This is a genomic window from Affinundibacterium seohonense (genome assembly GCF_014284305.1).
GTDB classification, from domain to species: domain Bacteria; phylum Pseudomonadota; class Gammaproteobacteria; order Burkholderiales; family Burkholderiaceae_D; genus Undibacterium; species Undibacterium seohonense.
In genome coordinates, this window is sequence record NZ_JACOFW010000029.1 from 1 (window position 1) to 22,838 (window position 22,838).

At 44.3% G+C, this 22,838-nt stretch carries 15 protein-coding genes and 1 tRNA gene; 6 read left to right on the forward strand and 10 right to left on the reverse strand.

The annotated features are described in order from the left end of the window. Positions 1-531 precede the first annotated feature (531 nt). From H8K52_RS18085 to H8K52_RS18095, 3 genes are read right to left on the reverse strand one after another with little or no spacing between them, the layout of a single operon-like run. Positions 532-1,962: an efflux transporter outer membrane subunit gene (locus H8K52_RS18085; RefSeq protein WP_186924316.1), complete on the reverse strand. Its 1,431-nt coding sequence runs from the start codon at positions 1,960-1,962 to the stop codon at positions 532-534. Then, positions 1,959-5,174, reverse strand: a complete 3,216-nt coding sequence (locus tag H8K52_RS18090; protein ID WP_186924317.1) for an efflux RND transporter permease subunit — start codon at positions 5,172-5,174, stop codon at positions 1,959-1,961. Before H8K52_RS18090 ends, H8K52_RS18085 begins: the two co-directional genes overlap by 4 nt. A gap of 47 nt (positions 5,175-5,221) precedes the next feature. Next, positions 5,222-6,529 carry an efflux RND transporter periplasmic adaptor subunit gene (locus H8K52_RS18095; RefSeq protein ID WP_222613836.1) on the reverse strand — a complete coding sequence of 436 codons (1,308 nt, stop codon included), beginning with the start codon at positions 6,527-6,529 and terminating at the stop codon, positions 5,222-5,224. A gap of 158 nt (positions 6,530-6,687) precedes the next feature. On the opposite strand from H8K52_RS18095, the gene H8K52_RS18100 reads away from it, so the two are divergent. Then, a complete protein-coding gene (locus tag H8K52_RS18100; RefSeq protein WP_186924318.1) occupies positions 6,688-7,323 on the forward strand; it encodes a TetR family transcriptional regulator in 636 nt (211 codons plus the stop codon). Positions 7,324-7,356: 33 nt separating this feature from the next. On the opposite strand, the gene H8K52_RS18105 is transcribed toward H8K52_RS18100, so the two are convergent. Continuing rightward, complete coding sequence (locus H8K52_RS18105) at positions 7,357-7,989, reverse strand: trimeric intracellular cation channel family protein (RefSeq protein WP_246464668.1); 633 nt, start codon at positions 7,987-7,989, stop codon at positions 7,357-7,359. A gap of 194 nt (positions 7,990-8,183) precedes the next feature. Here H8K52_RS18105 and H8K52_RS18110 point away from each other — a divergent pair, with 194 nt between their 5' ends. From H8K52_RS18110 to H8K52_RS18125, 4 genes are all read left to right on the forward strand, one after another. Beyond that, entirely contained in the window at positions 8,184-8,453 is a 270-nt protein-coding gene (locus H8K52_RS18110) for a type B 50S ribosomal protein L31 (RefSeq protein ID WP_186889917.1), read from the forward strand. A 93-nt stretch (positions 8,454-8,546) separates the two neighbouring features. Then, positions 8,547-10,298: an ArnT family glycosyltransferase gene (locus tag H8K52_RS18115; protein ID WP_186924319.1), complete on the forward strand. Its 1,752-nt coding sequence runs from the start codon at positions 8,547-8,549 to the stop codon at positions 10,296-10,298. A 135-nt stretch (positions 10,299-10,433) separates the two neighbouring features. Further along, positions 10,434-10,518, forward strand: a tRNA-Leu gene (locus H8K52_RS18120). Between the two features lie 165 nt (positions 10,519-10,683). Beyond that, complete coding sequence (locus tag H8K52_RS18125; RefSeq protein WP_186924320.1) at positions 10,684-11,913, forward strand: tyrosine-type recombinase/integrase; 1,230 nt, start codon at positions 10,684-10,686, stop codon at positions 11,911-11,913. Positions 11,914-12,408: 495 nt separating this feature from the next. On the opposite strand, the gene drt2 is transcribed toward H8K52_RS18125, so the two are convergent. Together drt2 and H8K52_RS18135 are read right to left on the reverse strand one after the other, a co-directional pair. Continuing rightward, entirely contained in the window at positions 12,409-13,689 is a 1,281-nt protein-coding gene (drt2, locus tag H8K52_RS18130; RefSeq protein WP_186924321.1) for an antiviral reverse transcriptase Drt2, read from the reverse strand. A 424-nt stretch (positions 13,690-14,113) separates the two neighbouring features. After that, complete coding sequence (locus H8K52_RS18135; protein ID WP_186924322.1) at positions 14,114-15,142, reverse strand: hypothetical protein; 1,029 nt, start codon at positions 15,140-15,142, stop codon at positions 14,114-14,116. Between the two features lie 175 nt (positions 15,143-15,317). Between H8K52_RS18135 and H8K52_RS18140 the strand changes: the two genes are divergently transcribed. Then, positions 15,318-15,656, forward strand: coding sequence for a DCL family protein (locus tag H8K52_RS18140; protein WP_186924323.1), 339 nt, complete (start codon positions 15,318-15,320; stop codon positions 15,654-15,656). 42 nt (positions 15,657-15,698) lie between these two features. On the opposite strand, the gene H8K52_RS18145 is transcribed toward H8K52_RS18140, so the two are convergent. The 4 genes from H8K52_RS18145 to H8K52_RS18160 all read right to left on the reverse strand — a co-directional run bounded on the left by H8K52_RS18145 (position 15,699) and on the right by H8K52_RS18160 (position 22,831). Next, positions 15,699-18,308, reverse strand: a complete 2,610-nt coding sequence (locus H8K52_RS18145) for a DEAD/DEAH box helicase (protein WP_186924324.1) — start codon at positions 18,306-18,308, stop codon at positions 15,699-15,701. Beyond that, complete coding sequence (locus H8K52_RS18150) at positions 18,305-19,285, reverse strand: HamA C-terminal domain-containing protein (RefSeq protein ID WP_186924325.1); 981 nt, start codon at positions 19,283-19,285, stop codon at positions 18,305-18,307. Before H8K52_RS18150 ends, H8K52_RS18145 begins: the two co-directional genes overlap by 4 nt. An 88-nt stretch (positions 19,286-19,373) precedes the next feature. Then, the gene (locus H8K52_RS18155) at positions 19,374-19,538 is read right to left on the reverse strand and encodes a M48 metallopeptidase family protein (RefSeq protein ID WP_186924326.1); all 165 of its coding nucleotides are present in this window, start codon (positions 19,536-19,538) and stop codon (positions 19,374-19,376) included. 38 nt (positions 19,539-19,576) lie between these two features. Further along, positions 19,577-22,831 carry a type I restriction endonuclease subunit R gene (locus tag H8K52_RS18160; protein WP_186924327.1) on the reverse strand — a complete coding sequence of 1,085 codons (3,255 nt, stop codon included), beginning with the start codon at positions 22,829-22,831 and terminating at the stop codon, positions 19,577-19,579. Positions 22,832-22,838 lie beyond the last annotated feature (7 nt).

Genomic DNA, 22,838 nt, shown 5'->3' on the forward strand with positions numbered 1-22,838 from the left:
ACGCTTCGCTTCAGCATAATTTGTGCATCACAAAAAATGGGAAAGTGTTGAAACTCGCTACGCTCAGACAACAACACTTTCTTATCCATTTTCTGTGAAGCACAAATTACATCGTCTCAAACGGGGGCAAGTCAAAAACAACTGCAACATCAAAACAACCAATTTCGACGGCCATTCGTTTTTCTATTGGCTTTCTTAGGCATTTGCTTTTGACTTTGACTTTGCTTTTGACGCTCTTCCACTTCTGACACTGCCAATTGTGCAAGGCAGAAATGGGAAGAAGAGAGTCAGATGTTTGAGCGCAGCGAGTTTCTGACTCTCCCCATTTTTGTCTTGCACAATTGGGAACCCGAAGGGCAGTGGCAGCGTGGTCGCCTTTCTTTGCTTACTTTCTTTGGCGAAGCAAAGAAAGTGAGTGGCTGTCGGGCCACTCCCGACCTGCGAACGATGAGCGGACAAGAAAAGCAAATCAAAAACAAAAAAGCCGAACCTATTACAGTCCGGCTTTCGCAAAATACCGTCAAACAAAAACTACTGCCCCCAACCACCCCCAACAGCCTTATACAAAGCCACACCAGAACTCAGCTTCGCACGTTGACTATCAATCGCAGCAATCTCAGCCTGCATCAAATCTCTTTGTGCATTCAATACTTCGACATAGGCGCTATACCCGCTTTGATAACGCAAATTCGACAAACGATAAGTTTCACGCACCGCCGTTAAACGAGATTGTGTTGAAGCATCGATTTCCGCATTGCTCGCTGCATTATTCAAACTATCGTGCACATCGCGGAAAGCATTTTGCACGATCTGAACATACTGCCCCACAGCCTGACGTTTGCGCGCTTCGGCGCCTTCCACTACTGCACCGACAGCACCAGCGCGAAACACGGGTTGTGCCAAGCTTGTTGCGACATTCCACAACAATGATGCTGGGCTGAATAAATCTTCCAACATGCGCGATTCCCGCCCGAGCGCAGTGGTTAAACGCAAACTAGGAAAGTAAGCTGACTTGGCTTGACCAACATCGGCGTTAGCGGCAACCAAAGCTTGCTCGGCAGCGACAAGATCGGGGCGACGCGCCAACAAATCAGATGGTAACTCTGCTGCGGCCGGCAGATTTTGTACCAATTGTTGTATCGTCAAACCACGTGGAATCTCAGGATTCATTACTTGCTTTGGTGTGCGTCCGACCAACACTGCCAATGCAGATTCAACATTGCGTAATGCCTGCTTCGCTTGCGCGAAAGCGATTTCACCAGCAGCGAGTTCAGATTCGGCGTAATGCAAATCGATATCACCAATCACACCTGCTGCATGACGTTTGCGCTGTAAGCTTAAATTCTCTTGACGGCTCTTTAACGTCGTTTCAGCAAATGCTAACTGGGCGTCGAAAGCGCGCAGAGAGAAGTAAGTTTGTGCCACATTCGCGACTAAACTAATTTGCACTGCATCGCGTGTGGATTGCTGCGACAACAAACGTGCTTTCGCGGCCTCATCGGCACGACTCAATTTACCAAACAGGTCTAGCTCATATGCTGCGCTCAATCCAAATTGGTAATTCTCGGCAACCAGTTTGGCATTGGCAGGTAACTTGCCAGAGTTTTCACTGGTGCGAGAACGGCTCACTGCCAAATTCGCATCAACGGTCGGAAAACGATTTGCCAGCGCAATTCCGGCAGTCGCTTTCGCTTCATCCATACGGGCCGTCGCTATCAACAAATCTTGATTTTGTTTCAGTGCGTCGTCGATCAGTTGATTCAACACTGGATCTTGTAGGCCCTTCCACCAATTCTTTAATGCCGTATTTTGCACATTAGAGGATGATGTTGATTGCGGCAAATCCAATTGCGGACGTTGATAGTCAGGTCCGACGGAAATACATCCGGCCAAAGTTAAACTCAACACCAGCGGCAACATTTTCAAGCTGGCGCTTTGAGGAAAAATCTTCCCTAATCTCATGATTTCACCTCATTATTTTCTTTAGCTGCATCTGTACTTTTCACATCATTTTCCACTTTTCTAAATGGATTCTCAAATGGATCGTTGGCATACTTGTGCTCTGGATAATCAAAGTCCGTATCTAAAGTTTTAAAGCGACGGTCATAGATCAATTTAAAGAACAATGGCACCAAGAAAATCGCGAGGAAGGTCGCGGCAATCATGCCACCCAACACACCAGTACCCAAAGATTGACGCGCTGCCGCACCAGCACCACTGGAGAACGCCAAGGGAACCACACCCAAAATAAATGCCAAGGAAGTCATCAAAATTGGACGGAAACGTAAACGTGCCGCTTCGACTGCCGCCGCAACTGGCGCATAACCTTCATGCACTTTCATTACCGCAAACTCCACAATCAAAATCGCATTTTTCGCAGACAAACCTAGCAAGGTAACCAAACCAATTTGGAAATACACGTCATTATTAAATTGACGCAGATACACGGCTAACAATGCACCGAAGATACCAAATGGCATCGCCAACAAAACGGAGAACGGCAAAGACCATTTTTCATATTGCGCTGCAAGGATCAAGAAAATCATCAAGACACCCGCACCCAAGGCCATGCCGCCAGCGCTGCTGCTACGTTTTTCTTGAAACGATGCACCACCCCAGTCATACGTCACATCCGCTGGTAAGACATTTTTCGCCGCACGTTCCATCGCAGCAATCGCCTGACCAGAACTGAAACCAGGTTTCGCATCACCGAGCAACTTGATCGCAGGCAGCGCATTGAAGCGCTGTACAGAATCGGGGCCGGTAATGAACTTCGTCGTTGTGAAGGCACGGATAGGAATCATCTGGCCAGTCGTCGAGCGCACATACAAATTACCGATATCTTCAGGCTTAGCGCGATATTGACCTTCGGCTTGCAACTGCACTGTGTAGACACGACCATTTTTATTAAAGTCGTTCACATAGTAACTACCCAAAGTTGCGGCTAATGTATTGTAGACATCCGATAGGACCACGCCCATTGCGCGTGCTTTTTCATTATCGACATCGACGAACAACTGCGGAGAATTCGCTTGCCACAAAGTTTTGACGCCTGCTAATTCTGGTTGCTTATTCGCTTCCGCGATCAAGGCTGGTAACAATTCGGCCAAGCGTTTTACACCGCCCTCACCTTTGTTTTGCAAATAGAACTCAAAACCACCAGTTTGTCCTAAACCTTGAATTGCAGGTGGGCTGAAAAACAAAGGCAAACCTTCTTTAATACCACCCGTTTTCATAAATGCTTCGCCCACCAATTCTTTGGCCGATTTGTCGCGCTCATCCCACGAACGCAATGGGAAGAACATGGTCGCTGAAGAAGACTTCAAACCGCCACCGCCCAAGAAATCCAATCCAATCAAAGAAAAACGCGTGTCGATATCTTTGCTCGATTCAAGCGCCGTTTCCATTTGCTTAACCATCATATTCGTGCGCTCTAAAGAGGCACCTTCTGGCAAGATTGCGGCACCGATGAAATAACCCTGATCTTCATCTGGCACCAAACCACCTGGCACCGTTTTCCACAGCAAGCCAGCCAAAGCGATCATGCCGACGAACAAGCTCACACCTAACACTGCACGCTTCAAGAAGAAAGTCACACCGGCGGTATAACGTCGGGTCAAATGCGCAAATGCGTGGTTAAACCAATCAAAGAAACGATTGTGATTTTCCGCACCTGGCTTCAACAAAATCGCGCACAAGGCAGGTGTCAAAGTCAAAGCAACGATACCGGACAAAATCACCGCAATCGAAATCGTGACGGAGAACTGACGATATAACTCACCAGCCAAACCGCCCAAAAATGCAATCGGACCAAACGCAGCAACCAAGACCAAGACAATCGCAATCACTGGACCTGTCACTTCTTGCATTGCTTCGATCGCCGCTTCTTTCGGAGACATGCCTTCTTCATTCATCAAACGTTCAACGTTTTCCAACACCACGATCGCATCATCGACCACGATACCAATTGCCAGAACCATACCGAACAAGGTCAAGGTATTGATGCTGTAGCCAAGCATATGCAAACCTGCCATCGTACCGATCAAGGAAACCGGAACTGCCAATGTAGGAATGATGGTCGCGCGCCAGCTTTGCAGGAACAAGTACACCACGACAAAGACCAACACCATTGCTTCGGCTAAGGTTTTTAACACTTCATAAATTGATTCCGTCACGAATGGTGTTGTGTCGTAAGGCGTGTCGTAGGTCATTCCTTCTGGGAATTTCGCCTTCAATTCTTGTAAGGTTTTTTCTACCGCTTCGCGTGTATCTAATGCGTTCGCGCCAGTCTGCAAGAAAATACCGACGTTCGCGGATGGATGACCATTGATACGTCCATACAAGTTGTAATCTTTTGATCCCAACTCAACACGTGCGACATCACTTAAGCGGACAGTGCTACCGCCTTTACCTGCTTTAATGATGATATTGGCAAACTCGGACGGTTCCAATAATCGTCCTTTTGCCGTGACGGTCATCGTCAATTCTTCAGTGTTATTCGGTGGCGCACCAATCTTACCAGCGGCATATTGCGCATTCTGTTCACCCACTGCACTCGCGATATCAGCAACCGTAACGCCGAGTTGTGCCATACGATCTGGACGCATCCAAATACGCATCGCATAATCTTTTGCACCAAACACTTGGACATTGGTCGTACCAGGAATACGCTTAATTGCATCAAGCACGTTTTGCGTCACATAATTCGACAAATACAAATCGTCGTAGCGATTGTCTTTAGAATAGAAAGCAGCAACCACCAAGAAATTCGATGAACTCTTAGATACGGTCACGCCTTGACGGCGCACCTCTTGCGGCAATTTCGCTTCAGCCTGACGCACGCGGTTATTCACGTTAACTGCGGCGATATCCAAATCCGTACCAACATCGAAAGTCACGTTAATCGAAACGCGACCATCTGCTGCCGACACAGAATCCATGTACAACATATTCTCAACACCGTTAATTTGCTCTTCAATCGGAGCCGCAACAGTACGTTCCAACACTTCAGCAGAAGCGCCAGGATAGAAAGCAACAACATTCACCACCGGTGGTGAAATTTCGGGATAACGTTCGATTGGCAAGACGCGCAAGGCGGCCAATCCTGCGATCACGATGATCAACGACACGACAGTCGCGAAAATCGGTCGATTAATAAAAAATTTAGAAAACATAAGGAGTCCTTAAAATCGATAACGATACACACGCATCCTTTACGGACTTAGTGCGCACCTTTCGCGCTTGCGGAAGCAGAAGCTGCAGGGGCTGCTGGCGCAGCAGGTGCTGTGCTTGCGGCTGTGTTTGCGGCTGTTTTTGCATCAATGGCGACAGGTTTCACTGTCATGCCAGGATCATGGGCTTTGATAAATCCATCTACCAAAACGCGCTCACCCGCTTGCAAACCTTTCGTTACGATCCATTCGCCACGCGACCAGCCATCCAACTGAACTGGACGCGGTACCAATTTATTATCTGGCGATACGCCAAATACCATCTTGCCCATAGGACTATCAATCACTGCACGTTGCGGAACCGCAATTGCCGCTTGGCGCGTCGCACCTTGCAACATCACACGTACAAATTGGCCTGGACGCAAAGCACCGTCTGGATTCGCAATCTGCGCACGCGCATCAAAACCACCCGTTGTCGTGTTCACTTTCTCGCTCAAGAAATTCATCTTGCCCGCCGTCGGGAAAATTTCGCCGTTGGCCATTTTCAATTTCACATTGAAATCTAAGCCACCGTTACTGGCGCGCTTACCTGGCAAATGTAATTTACCGTTACTCAAATCCGCATTGAGTTTCAGATAATCTGCTTCACTCACACTAAAATTGACATAGATAGGGTCAGTCTGCACGATAGTCGTCAACAAGCTATCGGCGGGCGTGACTAAACTACCATTCGGCTTCACAGCAACACCTGTAACACCCGAAATTGGTGCGACTACTTTGGTATAACTAAGATTTAATTTCGCCTCATTGACTTGCGCTCGAACTTGCTTAAAGCTCGCTTCGGCCATTTCTAACGCAGATTTAGCGTCATCATATTCACGCTGACTAATGGCTTTCTCGGACGCCAAAGGTGTCAAGCGTGCATATTCACGTTTCGCTTGATTTAACTTTGCCTCACTGACGCCAAGTGCCGCTTCGGCAGATGCCAATTGGGTTTGATAAGAACCCGGATCAATTTGAAATAACACTTGGCCTGCTTTGACTTTCGCGCCTTCTTCATAGACGCGCTGCTCCAAGATGCCGCTGATACGCGCACGCACCTCGGTTTCGCGTATACCTGCTGTTTGCCCGACAAATTCAAAATCTACTGGCAAATCACGGCCTTGCAAAGTCACTACATTGACTTCTGGTGGTGGCATTCCAGCTCCTGCCGGTGCATTTGAAGCCCCTTTATTACATGCAGTCAAACCCAAAACTGGTAAAGCTAAAGCAAGCACAATCGCTAACTTATTGAATTTAAATGAAAAAGCCATCGCATTTTGGCTATTTTTCTGATGACGAATGAAAGTCTTGCTCATGAATTCCCTCTTTAAATGATGATTGCCGTGTGCTATTATATACATACACGAATGTTTGTATAGTTCAAAATTGTAAAATCCGTCAAATATATAAAAATAAAATATCAGGTAGATCGCCTATTTATGGCGCATTGACCGCGACACCGAGGAGCTCCACCATGGTCCGAAAAACCAAAGAAGATACCCAGCAAACTTATGAGGCGCTACTTAATGCAGCTGAACAAGTGTTCTGTGAAAAAGGTGTATCCAAATCGACTTTAAACGATGTTGCCTGCGCGGCCGGTATGACGCGCGGTGCGATTTATTGGCATTTCAAAGACAAAAAAGAGTTATTTCATGCGCTATGTGATCGCGCATTTATGCCGATTGAGATGATGCTCAATGAAATTACCAGCAATTCGATTGATGATCCCATGGCAGCAATACGCCAACTGAACTTACACTTTATAGCGCAAGTGACGGCAAATACAAGACAAACGAAGATGATGGACATCATTTTTCATCGCTGTGAAAAAACAGCAGAAATGCAATCCTTTATACAAGAGCGCGAGAGTCGAAATGAATGCCTAGATAAAATTGGTGATATTTTTCGTGAGGGCGTCAAAAAAGGCATACTCCCACCAGACACCGATATACAAATCGCAGTTCAAATTAACCATGCGTTCTTAATTGGGCTAATACACGAATGGTTAATTGAGCCTAGTGCTTACGATTTGGCTGCACATGCAGAAATGATGATTGATGCCGTATTGTTTGGTCTATTGAATAAGCCACCACTTAAGAAAGTTTCTTAGAAGCCCATCAATTCAAGTAACGCGTTTGGGAAATTAACCCGGTAACTTCCAATCAAAACGCACTGCCATTAATCGTAGAAATAAGGTAACGGCAATACCACTAATGACCGCAAATAACTCTGTTGTTCCAAGCAAAGTTAGTCCTAAGTAAGCCCAACATCCCAGAAAAGCACAAGTCGCATAGAGCTGACCACGACGAAACACCATGGGAATTTCATTACAAATAATATCGCGCAAGACGCCACCAAAAATTCCGGTGATCACGCCCATCATCACGCAAACAAATAAAGGCATCTTCATGCCATATGCCAAGGAAGCCCCACCGACGCTAAACAATCCCAGCCCTAGAGCATCCGCATATAAAATCACGCGCTCAGTCACAACCAAACGCAACTGTCGGAAAAATGGCGAAACCAAAATACAAAAAATAAACACCAAGGTCGGGTATTCATAGTTTTCTATCCAAAACAATGGGCGTCTATCCAATAAAATATCACGCACAGTGCCGCCACCAAAAGCCGTAATAAACGCAACCGTAAACACGCCAACCAAATCCATCTTCTTACGTCGAGCCTCGACCAAGCCAGAGCTGGCAAACACAAAAACACCAATAACTTCAACCACGTGAAGCACAGTGCTCATTCCAGCGGGAATATTTGTTGACATACTTATCCTTAGCGACTCGCGAGTGCGGTCAAAATCGTGCAATCCCATGATTTTATTGTATAATTGCCGGCTTAGCTTGATGCTAAGAAACTTTTTACATGATTTAAACCCTGGCAAGTGATAAGCAATCGGGTCAAGAAGCAAGACGACCGCCGAAGTGCGTATTGGCTACCAAACTATTTTTTGAGGCAAGCATGAGAGACGGTATCCACCCAAATTATCGTGAAGTTTTGTTCCACGATGTATCTAACGATTTCAAATTCATCACACGTTCTACAATCAACACACGTGACACGATCGAATTCGAAGGCACAACTTACCCATTAGTAAAGATCGAGGTTTCTGCTGAATCTCATCCTTTCTACACTGGTAAGCACAAAATTGTTGATACTGCAGGTCGCGTTGATAAATTCCGTAAGAAATTCGGTACTGTTGGTTCCAAGACAGCTATCTCGAATCAATAATCAATTTATTCGCATTCGCAGTAAGAAAAAAGGCAGCTACGGCTGCCTTTTTTGTATCATCAAGTTTTATCAAGTTTTATCAAATAAAAAACTATGAAGCCAGTCCGCCTGCCTGCCGCTGCAACAATTGCCCTTCCACGCTGGAGCATTATTGCGCTCTGCCTACTTTACATACTGCCAGGTCTGATTGGACGAGATCCTTGGAAAGGTGCTGATGCCGCTGGATTTGGCGTCATGTGGACAATGGCGCATGGCACACTCAATGACTGGCTATGGCCGCACGTCGTAGGCCTGCCCGTTCCCGAAGAAGGCCCTCTAGCATTTTGGCTAGGTGCACTGTGCATCAAATTATTTGGCGGTATCATTGGCGACCCCATGGCTGCCCGTATTTCTACAGGCTTAGCTTTTCTTCTCGGCTCGATCTCTGTTTGGTACACCACTTACTTATTAGGTCGCCGTGCAGAAGCGCAGCCATTAAAACTCGCTTTCGGCGGACAACCAGAACCTCGCGATTTCGGTCGCACTTTAGCAGATGGCGCCCTGCTCATCTATCTTGGTTGTCTAGGCTTACTTCTACCAAGCCACACTTCCAGCAGCGGGCCATTACACATCGCTCTCATCGCTTACTGTTTATATGTTTGCGTAAGATTTTTCGACACGCCAAGTAAAATTGGCGCACTAAAAATTGGACTTGTCCTTGGTCTATTAGTATTAACACGCGGATGGGTAATTCCGATCGGGATTTTATTGTCATTAATCGCCCTGTGCGTCTATCGCCAGCAAAAACTCAGTGCACAGTTACTATCCTTTAGTTTACCAGCAACAATTCTGGTCGTCGGCTTATGGATTTTTACCATACAAACCATTCAACCTTACTCTAGCTCACCTTATCAAGGCTGGATGGAGTGGAACTACCGTCAAATCGGCTTCCCTGTTTTAGAGAATATTTTCTACTTCTTCCGCTATGGAATCTGGTTCGCATGGCCAGCATGGCCTTTTGCCGCTTGGGCAATTTATGCGTGGCGCAAACAAGAACGCACACTGCACATTTCATTGCCTTTGTGCTTTTTAACTTGCTTCACCCTGCTCGCGTTACTGAATCGCAGTCACGAAGAAGGCTACTTATTGCCACTACTCCCACCATTAGCCATCCTCGCCGCATTTGGCTTACCAACGATGAAGCGCAGCGCCATCAATGCTGTTGACTGGTTCGCCGTGATGGTGATGACAGGCGCAGCAGGCTTATTTTGGCTCGGCTGGATCGCATTGCAAACTGGTTGGCCTGCACGTACTAGCAAAAAAGTATTAAGTTGGGCACCAGGCTACATTCCTGAATTTAATGCATTCACTTTCATCATCGGATTAGGCATCACAGTGATCTGGTTCCGCATCGTGTATTGGCGCATATCACGTCAGCCTTCTGTATTATGGCGAGCCGTCGTCCTCTCGAGCGGTGGTGTCATTTTGTGCTGGTTCTTGTTGATGTCGTTGTGGCTGCCCTTGGTCAATCATCGCGTCAGCTATGCCACGGTCGCCAAAGAAATGACTGAAAAAATTACCATGCCTTATCGCTGCATAGACAGCAAACTGGCGGCATCACAGCGCGCATCCTTCGCCTATTTCAGCAAAGTTCATTTTGCTGGCTTTGACGAACAAAATTGTGATCTTTTACTCACGCAAGGTAATCGCCGGTTTCAGGGAAAATCTAAAGAACCAGTCGATAAAGATTTTCCAGGCAATTGGGAAATGATTTGGGAAGGCCAGCGAGCTGCAGACAAAGACGAGTTCTTCACGTTATATAGAAAAGTCGACAAACCACAGATCACGAAAGAATCAGAAGACTAAAATATCAAAAACAAAATATGCTGAAGAATTAAGAAAACAAGCGTTTTTGAAGAACGAAACCATAAAATATAACAGCAAATTAGCCTAGGTGCTTGCAAAAATCGGATCACCCTGTCATAATTCTGTTCATGCGTTGCCGAGATGGCGGAACTGGTAGACGCACTGGACTCAAAATCCAGCGCCGCAAGGCGTGCCGGTTCGATTCCGGCTCTCGGCACCACCCAATAGTACAAAGCAGTACAAAGAAGTATAAAAAGCCTGTATCTCCATAGTGAGTTACAGGCTTTTTTCATTAATACGCTCCAAACTGGTACATTGCAATCCAATGATTTTGCATCCATACTTTCATCCATGGATGCAAACCTTAATTCCGCATGGATGCAAAATGCCAAAACTCGCCAAACCACTCACTGACACGCAAGTCAGAACCACCAAGCCCAAAGAAAAATCTTATACCCTTCCAGATGGCGGAGGAATGTATTTAGAGATTAGTCCAGTCGGATCAAAAATATGGCGAATGTCATATCGACAAGAAAATGGCAAACAAAACCGCCTGACCTTTGGCGCATATCCAGAAGTGTCATTAATCCAAGCGCGAGCTAAAAGAGCCGACGCACGCAAATTGCTCTCTGAAGGAATTGACCCAGCGCAATTCAAACGTGAAGCCAAAGTAGCCAAGTCAATAGCGGCAACTCACACCTTCGAAGCTGTGGCGACAACCTGGCTAGAAAAGACCGCCAGTACCAGAGCGTCTACAACACAAGAGAAAGTCACCAACTGGCTAAACAAAGATGTTTTCCCCTATATTGGCAAACTACCTGTATCAACAATCAAACCGACAGATGTATTGGCTGCAATTAGATTCATGGAAGCTCGTGGCGCCATTGACTCATCACATCGAGTTAAACAAATATGTGGTCAAGTTTTACGTTACGCAGTTGCGATTGGATTAGCAGAACGTGATGTAACGAGTGACCTCAAAGGTGCCCTAACCGTTGCGGTAAAAACCAACTATGCCGCAATAACTGATCCGAAAGAAGTTGGCGAACTCATGCGAGCCATCTTCAATTATTCTGGACATCCTTACGCAGTCGCAGCCTTGAAGTTATCCCCTCTCCTTTTCGTAAGACCTGGTGAATTACGTTCTGCCGAATGGACTGAAATCGATCTTGACACCGCTGAATGGAGAATTCCAGGCGAGAAGATGAAAATGAAAATGGATCACATTGTTCCACTTTCCACACAGTCCATTGAAATTCTTAAGAGTGTCCATGCGATGACCGGTCATCGAAAATATGTTTTTCCAAGTATCAGAACTTATGATCGCTGCATGAGTGAAAACACCGTCAATGCTGCATTACGCTCAATGGGATATGCGAAAGAGAGAATGACCGCTCACGGCTTTAGAGCTATGGCTCGCACGATTTTAGATGAAGTATTAGAAGAGCGCGTTGACTTGATTGAGCATCAATTGGCTCATGCGGTCAAAGATCCGAATGGGCGGGCATATAACCGCACTGCTCATTTGCCAGCTAGACGGCAAATGATGCAGCGCTGGTCAGATTATCTTGATGAATTACGGAAAGGGGCAATTGTGCTGCCAATTAGAGCTTAATTTATTTAACATTACACATTGACATCTGAGCCCATATTCGCCGCGCCATGCGCTGCGATCGAGAAGCACTGACGACTCATTCTTCCCGCGGCTATTAGTCTAGTCAAAGTTAATCTCTAAGACTAAATCGTGTTTCGCGCCCGCGCCAAATACTACATAGTCGTGGCAGGGATCATAAAAATACCTAAGCCCCTTAAACACATTAGGTTTCAACTATTGGGTAAAATTAATTACCCCACTCTTAGCCTAGCATCGAATCTATCCACGAAGATCCGATGCGCGCTGCCATTTTGCCATACACAAAGCGATGATATTTTTCAATCAAAATAACTAATCGACAACCTCACCAAAAGTAAATTTATCCCTCTAAATACCCCGCACAAGTGTGCGAACGAACACAAAAACCTTGAAACAATTACGACAGCCAAATATTACTTTAAAGAAATAAAATTCCAATACCCAAGCTGAGTAATTACTCAATAATTGACAGTATCGCTAACTCTTAATTTCATCTTGGACTCTCGACCACAATCGACCAAGCTGTCTCTTGATCGCTTTTGATTGCATTATTTTAGAGGCGGTGTACCCATAACTTAAGAAATTTCGTCGTCCTAAATGAGTATATCTATTAAAAATCTTCTTTTTAAAAAGCGGCTTTTCATCGTCACCTCTCGCTTTACGTGCTTCATTACGTTTCAACATAGTTGATTTAGCAAGACGAATTCCTCGCCTCATTCTATCTGAATATCTTGCAAGCGAGGCAGACCTCAATAGAATTTGATTCCCATCAAAAATAAATCCTAAATATTGCAAAGGTTTATTTGACTTAAGTTGGCCACTGCTGTCACTAAAATCAACCCGCTCTGTCTTCTTTGACTGCAAATCAAGCTTAATTTTTCCAATTGCATTTTCAACAAAGCTGTATGTAACATCCTTAAATGCATCGGGCACAACTAAAAACATATCGTCGCAATACCGAAAATAGCAGCCATTGAACTCTTTAACAAAGCTGTTAACTTCCCGATCAAAATCAAACATGTAAATATTCGACAAGAGTGCACTTATGGGAGACCCTTGCGGTATCCCTTTGTTAGAAGCATGCCTTGTCACGAGATTGGCACCTCGCACTTGGCATCGAAACTGATCAGGTGAGCAAAGTCGCTCAGCCTTGGCTGACAAATTGTTAGTCGATTTACCAAAAACTCGATAGAGGTCAAGCCGGTCAACTTTTGCATAGCGAGTAAGCGACTTAAAAATAGCATAATGGTCGTCTGGCAACTGGGCTAATTGCAGCAATCGAGCCCATGCAGACTTCAACAATTGATGATCTAAGTTATCAAAGAAGCCAGTTATATCTAGACACAAAACATGACAATTTTTTCGCTTCTTTACTTCATCAAAAGCTTCTGCAGCGAATTGGATATTGCTTTTCCCAAGTGATCTAAATGCAATGACGCATTCATTTAATCCATACTTATCAATTGCAGCTTCGTACTGCTTCGACAATTGAAGTGAGTAATATGCATAAATATGGCTATCAACATGCGATGCGTATGAAATCGACCTCTTTTTAGGTGGTTGTTTTTCTATTTTACCCGTCTTACGATTTTGTTTAACTTTAACAGTTTCAACGTCAAAAGTTATAAAAGGATAAAAACTGTGACGCGCAACTTGTGAAGGACTACAAACGATTCTCTTTGCTTTATCAAAGTGAATTTGTTGATCAAAATGAGGATAACCGCGACGACGAAACCAAGGATGCTTTTTTTTAAACATTTACAACCTTAAGTTCTAGCAAACCGAGAGTGCGAAGATGGCGGTAATCTAATAACCGCACTCTCGGATAGACCAAGTTGACTTTCTCGAACCATTTCACCCAGCAAGCTGAGCCAAACCGCGTATGTTAGCAATGATATATACTATTAACTTAGAAATCACCATGAAGCTACAAATGTGCAACCCTGCGATAACTATGCTGTCAATCTGTTTATTGGCTTACCTACCAAATAGACTTGACAACTTGTAATAACCCTTTATGCCAATGCATAAAGCAACCTTAGAATACATTTTATTTGATTTTAAAGCAATACCTATAGTGGTCAGTGCGGCAACGTTTTTCTTCAGAAGCTAAGGTTGGTGCATTCTGCTCAAATACCTCGTAGCTAGTTTTGCAGAATCTGGCAACAAGATACATAATTGTCTACCTTAATGCCAGAATCATTGACCCCTTTCCCATTAAACGTCTAAGCTCCTGCTGAAATTCACTCATAAGCGCCAATCCAACTAAATCTACATCGTAATGCGGGCCAATACACGGCCAATCGCTGATATTTGCCTTACCAATATATGGCACAAACTCAAGAACATTAAAGTTAAAGAGTGAATACATTTCATAGTTCTCTGCGGTGATAGAAAAAGACTGTGGACGAGCCCAAGTCATCGGATGAACACCACGATCATCGGAAATCATAATTTGCAGGCCTCGTCCAATAGTTGGAAATACTTCATGATGAATAAGAGCCTCTAAAACATATTTGGGAGCCATTTCAACGTCATTTGCTACATCAACAAAGCGACTACCAGGTGCCAATAAATCTTCTATTCGAGCTCGAATAAGTTCGGCTATTTCTTTTTTCTTGTCTCCCAAAAGGACACAACTAGCTTTGGAATCGAGATATGCTGAAATCGCGAAGTCAGGAGTGCCGTCTTCACACTTACAAATAAGCTCATTCATTTCGAAACTTGGGAGAATCTTATAAACGAACAATTCATTTTTTTCAGGACATTTGCCAAAAATAGCAACTTCAGCGAATTGAAAATCATTAAGGTTGCCAGTGCGCTCGTTAATCTCTTTCATCATTTTGGTGAGCATTTTCGAAGCCAGCTTCGCTATATCCTCTAACGAAAGGACAGAAGAATCAACAAAGCTATCGACAATTAAATATGGAAGAATTTGTGACAATTGCGCATGAAGGTTGAGTCCCAAAGTCGTACTTCCCGCATAAGCCATACCAATCGAACTTTCAAGCAAAAGTTCACCACCGTCATACGTCGAGAATTCTTTTGAGACCCTGATTGGGATCGAAAATATTTTCGCTCCAGAAGTAATAGCCTCATGGGAAAATGACTTATCAGTCGCGGTAGCGCTGATTCGCGTATCGCCAATTGCCCAAATCTGATCTCGATCGCTAACAGGATGAGAAAATTTATAGATTGCTATAGAAGTCAACGCAACTCCTTATACTGGTCGAAATATACCAATATTTCCAATTGGAAAATTCAGTATGTGGAAATCAAATTACACTTACACAAGGATAAGAATTTCAACCCGGCTCCAACACAAGGTAGCCTTGAAGTGTTTTTCTGGCACAATGTAAAATTTAATATTTTAAACGTAAAATAACATGACAAAGACAATTTCACTACCAAACGGACGCTTTTGGAAAACCCAAACACAAGCGCTCGAACATTTTAAATTAATACTAAACAAATACTCGAATGAAGATGTCATTTCAAACAAGAATGATCACGACGATTTAGTCTCGCTATTAATGTATTACGATTCTGCCCTTGAAGAAAATGAGCAAACAAAATGTGGCTCTGGAATTGACCATTTTAAGCGGCAAAACAACGCCGAACTTGGATGGTCAACTAGTGGTTTTTGGGTGTACCGAACCGATGGAAGCTCCATCGACTTTAGTTATATAAAAGCCGTCAAGAGCATTCCCAAATCATCAACTTAGCGAGGTTAATCCAAGACCATTCTCGAAATAGATACGGTGATATCAAGCTGCAATAAGTTTTAGCCGCGTCATTTCATCAACAATTACCGAACTCAACTGCACTGTTTTTAGGTCAAGTTGAGATAGCCACCTACGCGCCTCACTTACACTCAAGTTTGAATTTGGATAAATCGATTCTAAGGCAGATGCAGCTATCCTGGACAGACCTAACTCAACAAACGACTTTCCGGATGTAGTGGCCACGCCAAGTTCTAAGGCTAATGAAAAATCGAATATTGTAGGAATTAAGTCGCCACGTCCAACTTCAACCAATGCAAGGGTCAATAGATCAATATACGCCTTCCCAAATTGGACGAACTGAAATCGAACAACATCTTCAATGTTTTCAAAAACGTCTCTAATTACATTACTAGCGTCAACGGGTTTAGACTGGCGAACGCGGCTTTTGGGGTCTTCGAGTTTCTTAATTCGTTTTTTTTCGTTTGCTTCGTCTAGGCGCTTCTTCGCATTCTTTATCGCACCACTCAAAATTACAGGATAGGGAAACCCTCGCATCCAAGACACAGCAAGAGTCGCAATATAACCACCAAAATTATCTTTTTGTCCATTAATTTCTAGCAAAATAGTATTAAATATCGCTCCATAATTTGTTGATGCATTCCTCTCGTGAGGATTCACAGGGATTGTGTTTGCATACTCTTCATTTTTAAGACGACTTAGAATTTTTTCGTATAATTTACGCAATCCATATGGATTTATCATCCAATTCGAAGCCAATAACGATGAAGGGAGAGCTACTTCTATTGCCGCTGCCTGGGCCGCTTGCGTTAACTCATTAATGCTTTCCTTAGACAAATCTGGAATGCTTCGCGAAATAAACGCCTCAACATTTCCCTTTGTTGCTCTCGAAATGAGCAGACCAGCCGAAGCCCTAACCGCAGATAAGTGCTCATTGCTTCGGTTCGGTTTTGGAAGATCGTTTTTTAGTCCCTCAATTACCTTACTGTACGATTCAACGATCGTAGTTTTAAAGGCTGGTTTTATCTTAAACCTGACAAATTCATTCATTGATTTATCTTGCCAATCATCATATCCAACTAAAAATACATTTCCCACGATATCCTGTCTCATACGACCTGCCCGTCCCGCAAAATTCCACAACAATGCGGGATCAAGTAATGTTCCTCTTCCACGTGTGGGCGTACCGATAAAGACATTTCTAGCAGGTAGATTTATTCCTTGAAATAGGGTTGTCGTGCATGCCAAAAATTGAAGCGCACCAGATTTAAATGCTTCCTCTAAGGACTCTCTCAAAAGAGTCGGCATTTTCCCATAGTGAAATGCAACGCCTCGACGAACCATAGCTGCCAATTTATACTCTGGATGAATGTGTTTCTCAATAAACGATGCAAGTTCCTCTAAACGCTCATCTTTTATAACTTCCCTTGCCTGAGATAGCTGTGACGCAATAAGTTCTGCATGTGCTGGCCCCGTAGCATAAACTAACGAACCACCAGCCGCGCCAAGTTCCAGCGAAACCGCGGCAAGCCGAGTAGCAGGCACATCAAAACCTCTCGTAGTCTGCAAGATTCCAAGTAGAACTTTATTTTTTTGCGTTAATAGATCTAATCGAAGTTCATCTTTTCCAGAAACTTTATTTACCAAAATTCGGTTCTGTAGAACTGGGGATACGGCTGTCGATGCTATTTTTAAATCCGGCAAGCCAATAATCCTGGCAGCTTCAACAAAGCCCTCAGCACCAGGAGCCAGCATGATCACTCTCGTTACTTGGCTTCTTTCAGACACCTGTTCAAGACACTCCTGCAAAATCATCCCTCTAGATCCATCAGAAAGATTCTGTGCTTCGTCAACCACTAAAAGATCAAATTTCAAATCAGAAATGGAAAGTAGAACTTGTAATCTCTCTTGTGTAAGTATGTAAATTTGCCGAGGATTATTTTCAAAATCCAAAGAAGGAATTGCGGAAATGCGGATACCATCAAAATCAGATAATCTCAATTTTATTTTTTGAAAAACTTCAGACAAAAGTGCACGGGTCGGTGCGATATACACCGCACAAAAACGCTCACTTTTAATCGCTAACCGACATAGATATTCAATTACAAGAAAGGACTTCCCGGCTGAAGTTGGCGCTGATATTGCCAATGAATGAGACGTGGGTAGCTCGGCCCAGACTTCCCTCTGGTAGTCAGTTAGAGAAATTTTATTGCCGTCAACTTCAACAGAGTTCAAGCCTTCAGATACCTCTCGTTGCAACATTCCGAGTAGAGGAAGATCACTCTTTCCATACGTTTTTTCAATATAATTAACCCCCGGAAAATTACCGAGTTCGGTCAAAATTCGAATACTCTTGTCACGCTCTTCGATTCGGTTTTCACTGTTATTCAGAAGTAAGCTATTGATAGCGATAGTTTGAGCCATACCTTTAAAATAGTCATCGTGTGTCTGCGCAAATACAGAAGCACAATAAAGAAGTAAGGCGACACTTTGTCTTTCAATAGGTAATTCAGATGCGACTAATGGCAAAGTGAATGTAGAAGTAGTTCCAGCATTTTGAAGTGCTGAATAAGTATCCCAATAACGTTGATGTCCAACCAATTTCTGGGACAATTCAAGAGCAAATTGACTCATTTTCCCATTACCTCATAAAATTTCTTTCGCAACACATTTACGTCTGGAACCGCAACAAAAAAAACACGACATTTATTTGGATCTACATTTTGCTTTTCAAGATGTTTAAGTGCAGAGCCAAAATGATGCGACAACTCACCTGAAAAATTATTAGAAAAGTGAACTTGATGTGCTGTAACTGCCCCATCGCTTACAGGAATTGTATTTGAGAAATGCTTAGTTTCTGAGTAGCAAACAACTCCAATTGAGCGCTCTCTCCGCGATATCTCAGGCTTGGCAATTGCATCGAAGTGTTGTAGTGCTAATGATCGAGCCTCACCGGTCAATGTATCCAGATTTCCAAGATCTCCCACCAATGAATATTCATGGAGATATTGTTTTTGATCGGTTAGAAATTTACCCGCAGAGTCTGCATAATCAGCAACGCCATCGTTCGCACTGGATGATAATTTTGACTCCAAAAAATATACAGTTAAGGCGTCATTATCAACTACTGCATGGATACCATCCAATCCATGCACTGGCATATTGGATGAAGTTTTTAACGACATCTTTGCAGCCAATTGAGCTGCATTAAGGTAGCGTATCGCGATACAGTATGCGAGAACTTCTCCAACCTCACTTGCTCGATGTGGATGTAACTTATTGAACTCCAAAAATACATTACGAACAATTTGCATTATGTCTACTGTCACAGATAGATCAGCGGAATCAGATTTTAATAATTGTTCTTTAAATTGCTTTCGTCGTTTGCGAGATAACGCGTAATTAACCGACTGTTTCCATAAAAACTGTGCCAACGCATCAACATTAGGCTTTTCCTCGGCGAACCTAACATGAAGCAAATATACCCTCGGATGTGTAACTCCATTTTCAAGAACGTTATCACATGCAAACGAAATCACCGAATCAAGATCTGACTCAACCAATAATTCATCAATTGCGTCTTTGAGGAGTTGAATTTTGTCTTCTTGCATTAAGCAAACCTTCCAATCGAAAATAATTTTTAGCAATTTTCGTAACAACGTCACTTCGAATTTTTATCAAAATACTTTTTGAAGCGAACTAAACATCAAACCCAACCCAAAACTCCTTCAACCAAGCCTTACATTCCAAATAATCCGGGACAATACGCTCAACAGACTTCCAAAACGCAGGTGAATGATCATGGTGTTTGAGGTGGCATAATTCATGCACGACCACGTATTCGACAATACGACGAGGTGCCATGATGACTTTCCAAAAAGTGATTTATTTCAAAGTAGAAGCTATCGATTCGAAACACCAGTCAAAATATCAAACACCACCTTAGCAAACCCAGCAGCCCGTTTAGGATCGGATAGCAACTGCATCATCTGATTCTGATGGGCGTCGCCGCTGTCTAAGATGGCATCGTCAACTGCGCGAGAGAAATCACCCAACATCGCTTGTTCTGCGCTGTTGTTTTCAATCTGCTGCATCACGATGTTGTTTTCTCGGACCTTGTCGCTGATCGTATAGGCGTAATTGACCATATCTTTTTCAGTGAGTTGATCGGTGATGAAAAGCTCGTTTAAGCGATGTACGATTTGGGATAGGAACTCGGTTTGTTTGTCTTTGGCTTTTGCTGTTCCTGCTTCGTCACCAGGCACTAATTTGTATTCTTCAGCGTTCTCTTGTAGCGCCAAATGTTGCTGGCGAATTTTCGATACGCGGTAATGGCTGAGCACAATGCTGGATAAATCGATGTCGTCTTCGTCCACAATGGTTTCGCGCAGCATGGGGCGTAGGTTGCGTGCGTAGAGGCTGAGCTTTTCTAGGTCTTTGTCGTTGTAATCGACAATTTGCGACATGAATTCGTAGAAGCGTACAAAGGTACCGAGGTCTTTCTTGAAAATCTCCAATGCGTCTTTTGCCTTCTTGCAGTCTTTGAAGCTATTTTCCGCGTTAGCGAGTAAGACCGCGTCATTAAATTTCTTAGTGCGCTCAAACATCTCTTTCGCTTGTTTATACGCATCGACCGCGTGCTTATAGCGCTTCTGCCAGCGCTCTACAGCGGGTTTGCAGATATTCGCAATCGCCGCATTGCTTTTGCTCTTTACGAAGAAAGCTTCGCAGAATTGCTCTACTTCCGTCCACGTAAAAATATCGGCGGTGCGCAGTTTGTCGTATAGATCAAAAATCAAATTCGGGTTGGATACATCGGCCAGCTCTGCGGTTTGGAAGTAAGGCTGGAAGGCGTCTAAAATCTCTTGTGGCTCGTTGAAGAAGTCGAGTACAAAAGTGCCGGTTTCTGCCTTACCGGGGTAAGTACGGTTTAAGCGTGACAATGTTTGTACGCATTCAACACCACCCAGCTTTTTGTCCACATACATGGCGCATAGCTTGGGTTGGTCAAAACCTGTTTGAAACTTATTAGCTACGATCATCACTTGGTAATCGTCGGTATCAAAGGCTTTGCGCATGTCGCGGCCTTTGAGGTTGGGGTTCATATTGGTTTCGGTGAATTTCGCACCGATCAAGAAATCAGAATTCGGATCTTTGTCGCTGAATTCCACCTCGCCCGAGAACGCCACCATCGCGTGGATCTTTTGGTAGCCTTGCTGGGTGATGTATTTGTCGAATGCCTGCTTGTAGCGCACCGCTTCTTTGCGCGAGCTGGTCACCACCATCGCTTTGGCCTGCCCACCGAGCAAACCCATCACATGCGTTTTGAAATGCTCGACGATCACCATCACTTTTTGGCTGATATTGTGATCATGCAAGCGCACCCATTGATTGAGTTTGACCTTGGCTTTCTTACTTTCCACCTCTTGGTCGGCGTCTTTCATCTTCATCGCCAAGTTATAGGCGACTTTGTAATTGGTGTAGTTCTTCAACACATCCAAAATAAAGCCTTCTTCTATCGCTTGGCGCATGCTATAGACGTGGAAGGCTTCTGGCTTATTGGTTTTGGAAGCTGGCTCATCTGGCTTAGGTAAGCGACCAAACAATTCCAGCGTCTTGGTCTTAGGCGTAGCGGTGAAAGCAAGATAAGTCAGATTTTTTGAGGCGCGACGTGAAGCGACTGCGGCATCGAGAATATCATCTGTCGTGAGTTCGTCTTCATCGCTGGCTGTGCCATCGACCATCAAGACTTCTTTGAGTTGGCGAGCGGTTGAGCCCGTTTGTGAAGAATGCGCTTCATCGGCAATAATCACGTAGTTGCGCTCTTTCAGGCTCACGCTGTTTTCAATCGCACGCAGTACAAACGGGAAGGTTTGTATGGTGACGATAATAATCGGCTGCGAGTTTTCCAAGGCTTTGGCGAGTTTTTCTGATTTTGAGCCATCGCCTTCTTGATTATTGATACGCCCGACCACGCCATCGGTTTGTTCAAACTGCGCAATCGTGTCTTGCAACTGCGCGTCGAGCACGGTTCGGTCGGTGACCACAATCACGGAATGAAACAACTTATTACCACTGGCATCGTACAAAGACGAAAGCTGATGCGCAGACCATGCAATCGAATTTGATTTACCCGAACCCGCGCTGTGTTGTATCAAATATTTTTGCCCTGGCCCTTCGCTTATAGCCGCAGCCAGCAATTTACTGACCACATCCCATTGGTGGTACCGTGGAAAGATCAGGCTTTCTTTCTTGAACTTGCGCCCTTCCCAGTCTTCTTTATCTTCAATCTGCAAATGCACGAAGCGCCCTAAAATCTTCAGCAGATTGTCTGGCACTAAAACTTCATTCCACAAATAATCGGTCGCGTATTGATTCACATCTTCAGGCGCATCATTCCCCGCACCACCATCATGCGTGCCTTTGTTAAACGGCAGGAAAAAGGTGCTTTCGCCCTCTAAACGCGTGGCCATATACACTTCGTACTGACTCACCGCAAAATGCACCAGCGCACCGCGCTTAAAGGTCAACAAAGGTTCAGGCTTCTTGGTGACAGGGTCGACAGGCAAACGTGTAGTACGATACTGACGCATCGCATTGTGTACCGCTTGTTTGAATTCCGATTTCAGCTCTAGCGTCGCAACAGGAATACCATTGACGAATAAAACCAAATCAATACGCCACTCTTTGGCTTTGACGCCTGTTTCCGCGAGATGCTCGGCCGTCGCCCACGGGCTATACGTCACTTCTGGCACCACGCGCAAACGATTCTTTTTGTAACGCGCCAAGGTATCAGGATTCAGATCATGTTCAGGTGCAAACTGACACATAGAAAAACGCGTGCCACGATCTTTCAAATCATGACGCAAGACACCCAAGGTACCAAAGGTGCGTATCTCTTTGTTTGCCGCATTCGGGTCAGCCTTATTTAATTGTTGCGCCAAGCGCTCCAAAAACTTTTGTTCCGGTTGCACCGGATACAAAGCACAAAACTTTTGCCATTGCTCATCTTGCGTGTCTTTGACAAAGGCAATCACGTCTTCAGGATACAAAGCCAGTTCGCGATTGTAGTGTTCTGCTTTGCCGAGCAACCAGCCATTAGCTTGTAGCTGGCGAATCATGTCATTTTGAAAGGTGAGTTCGTTGGCTTTGCTCATATGTTTT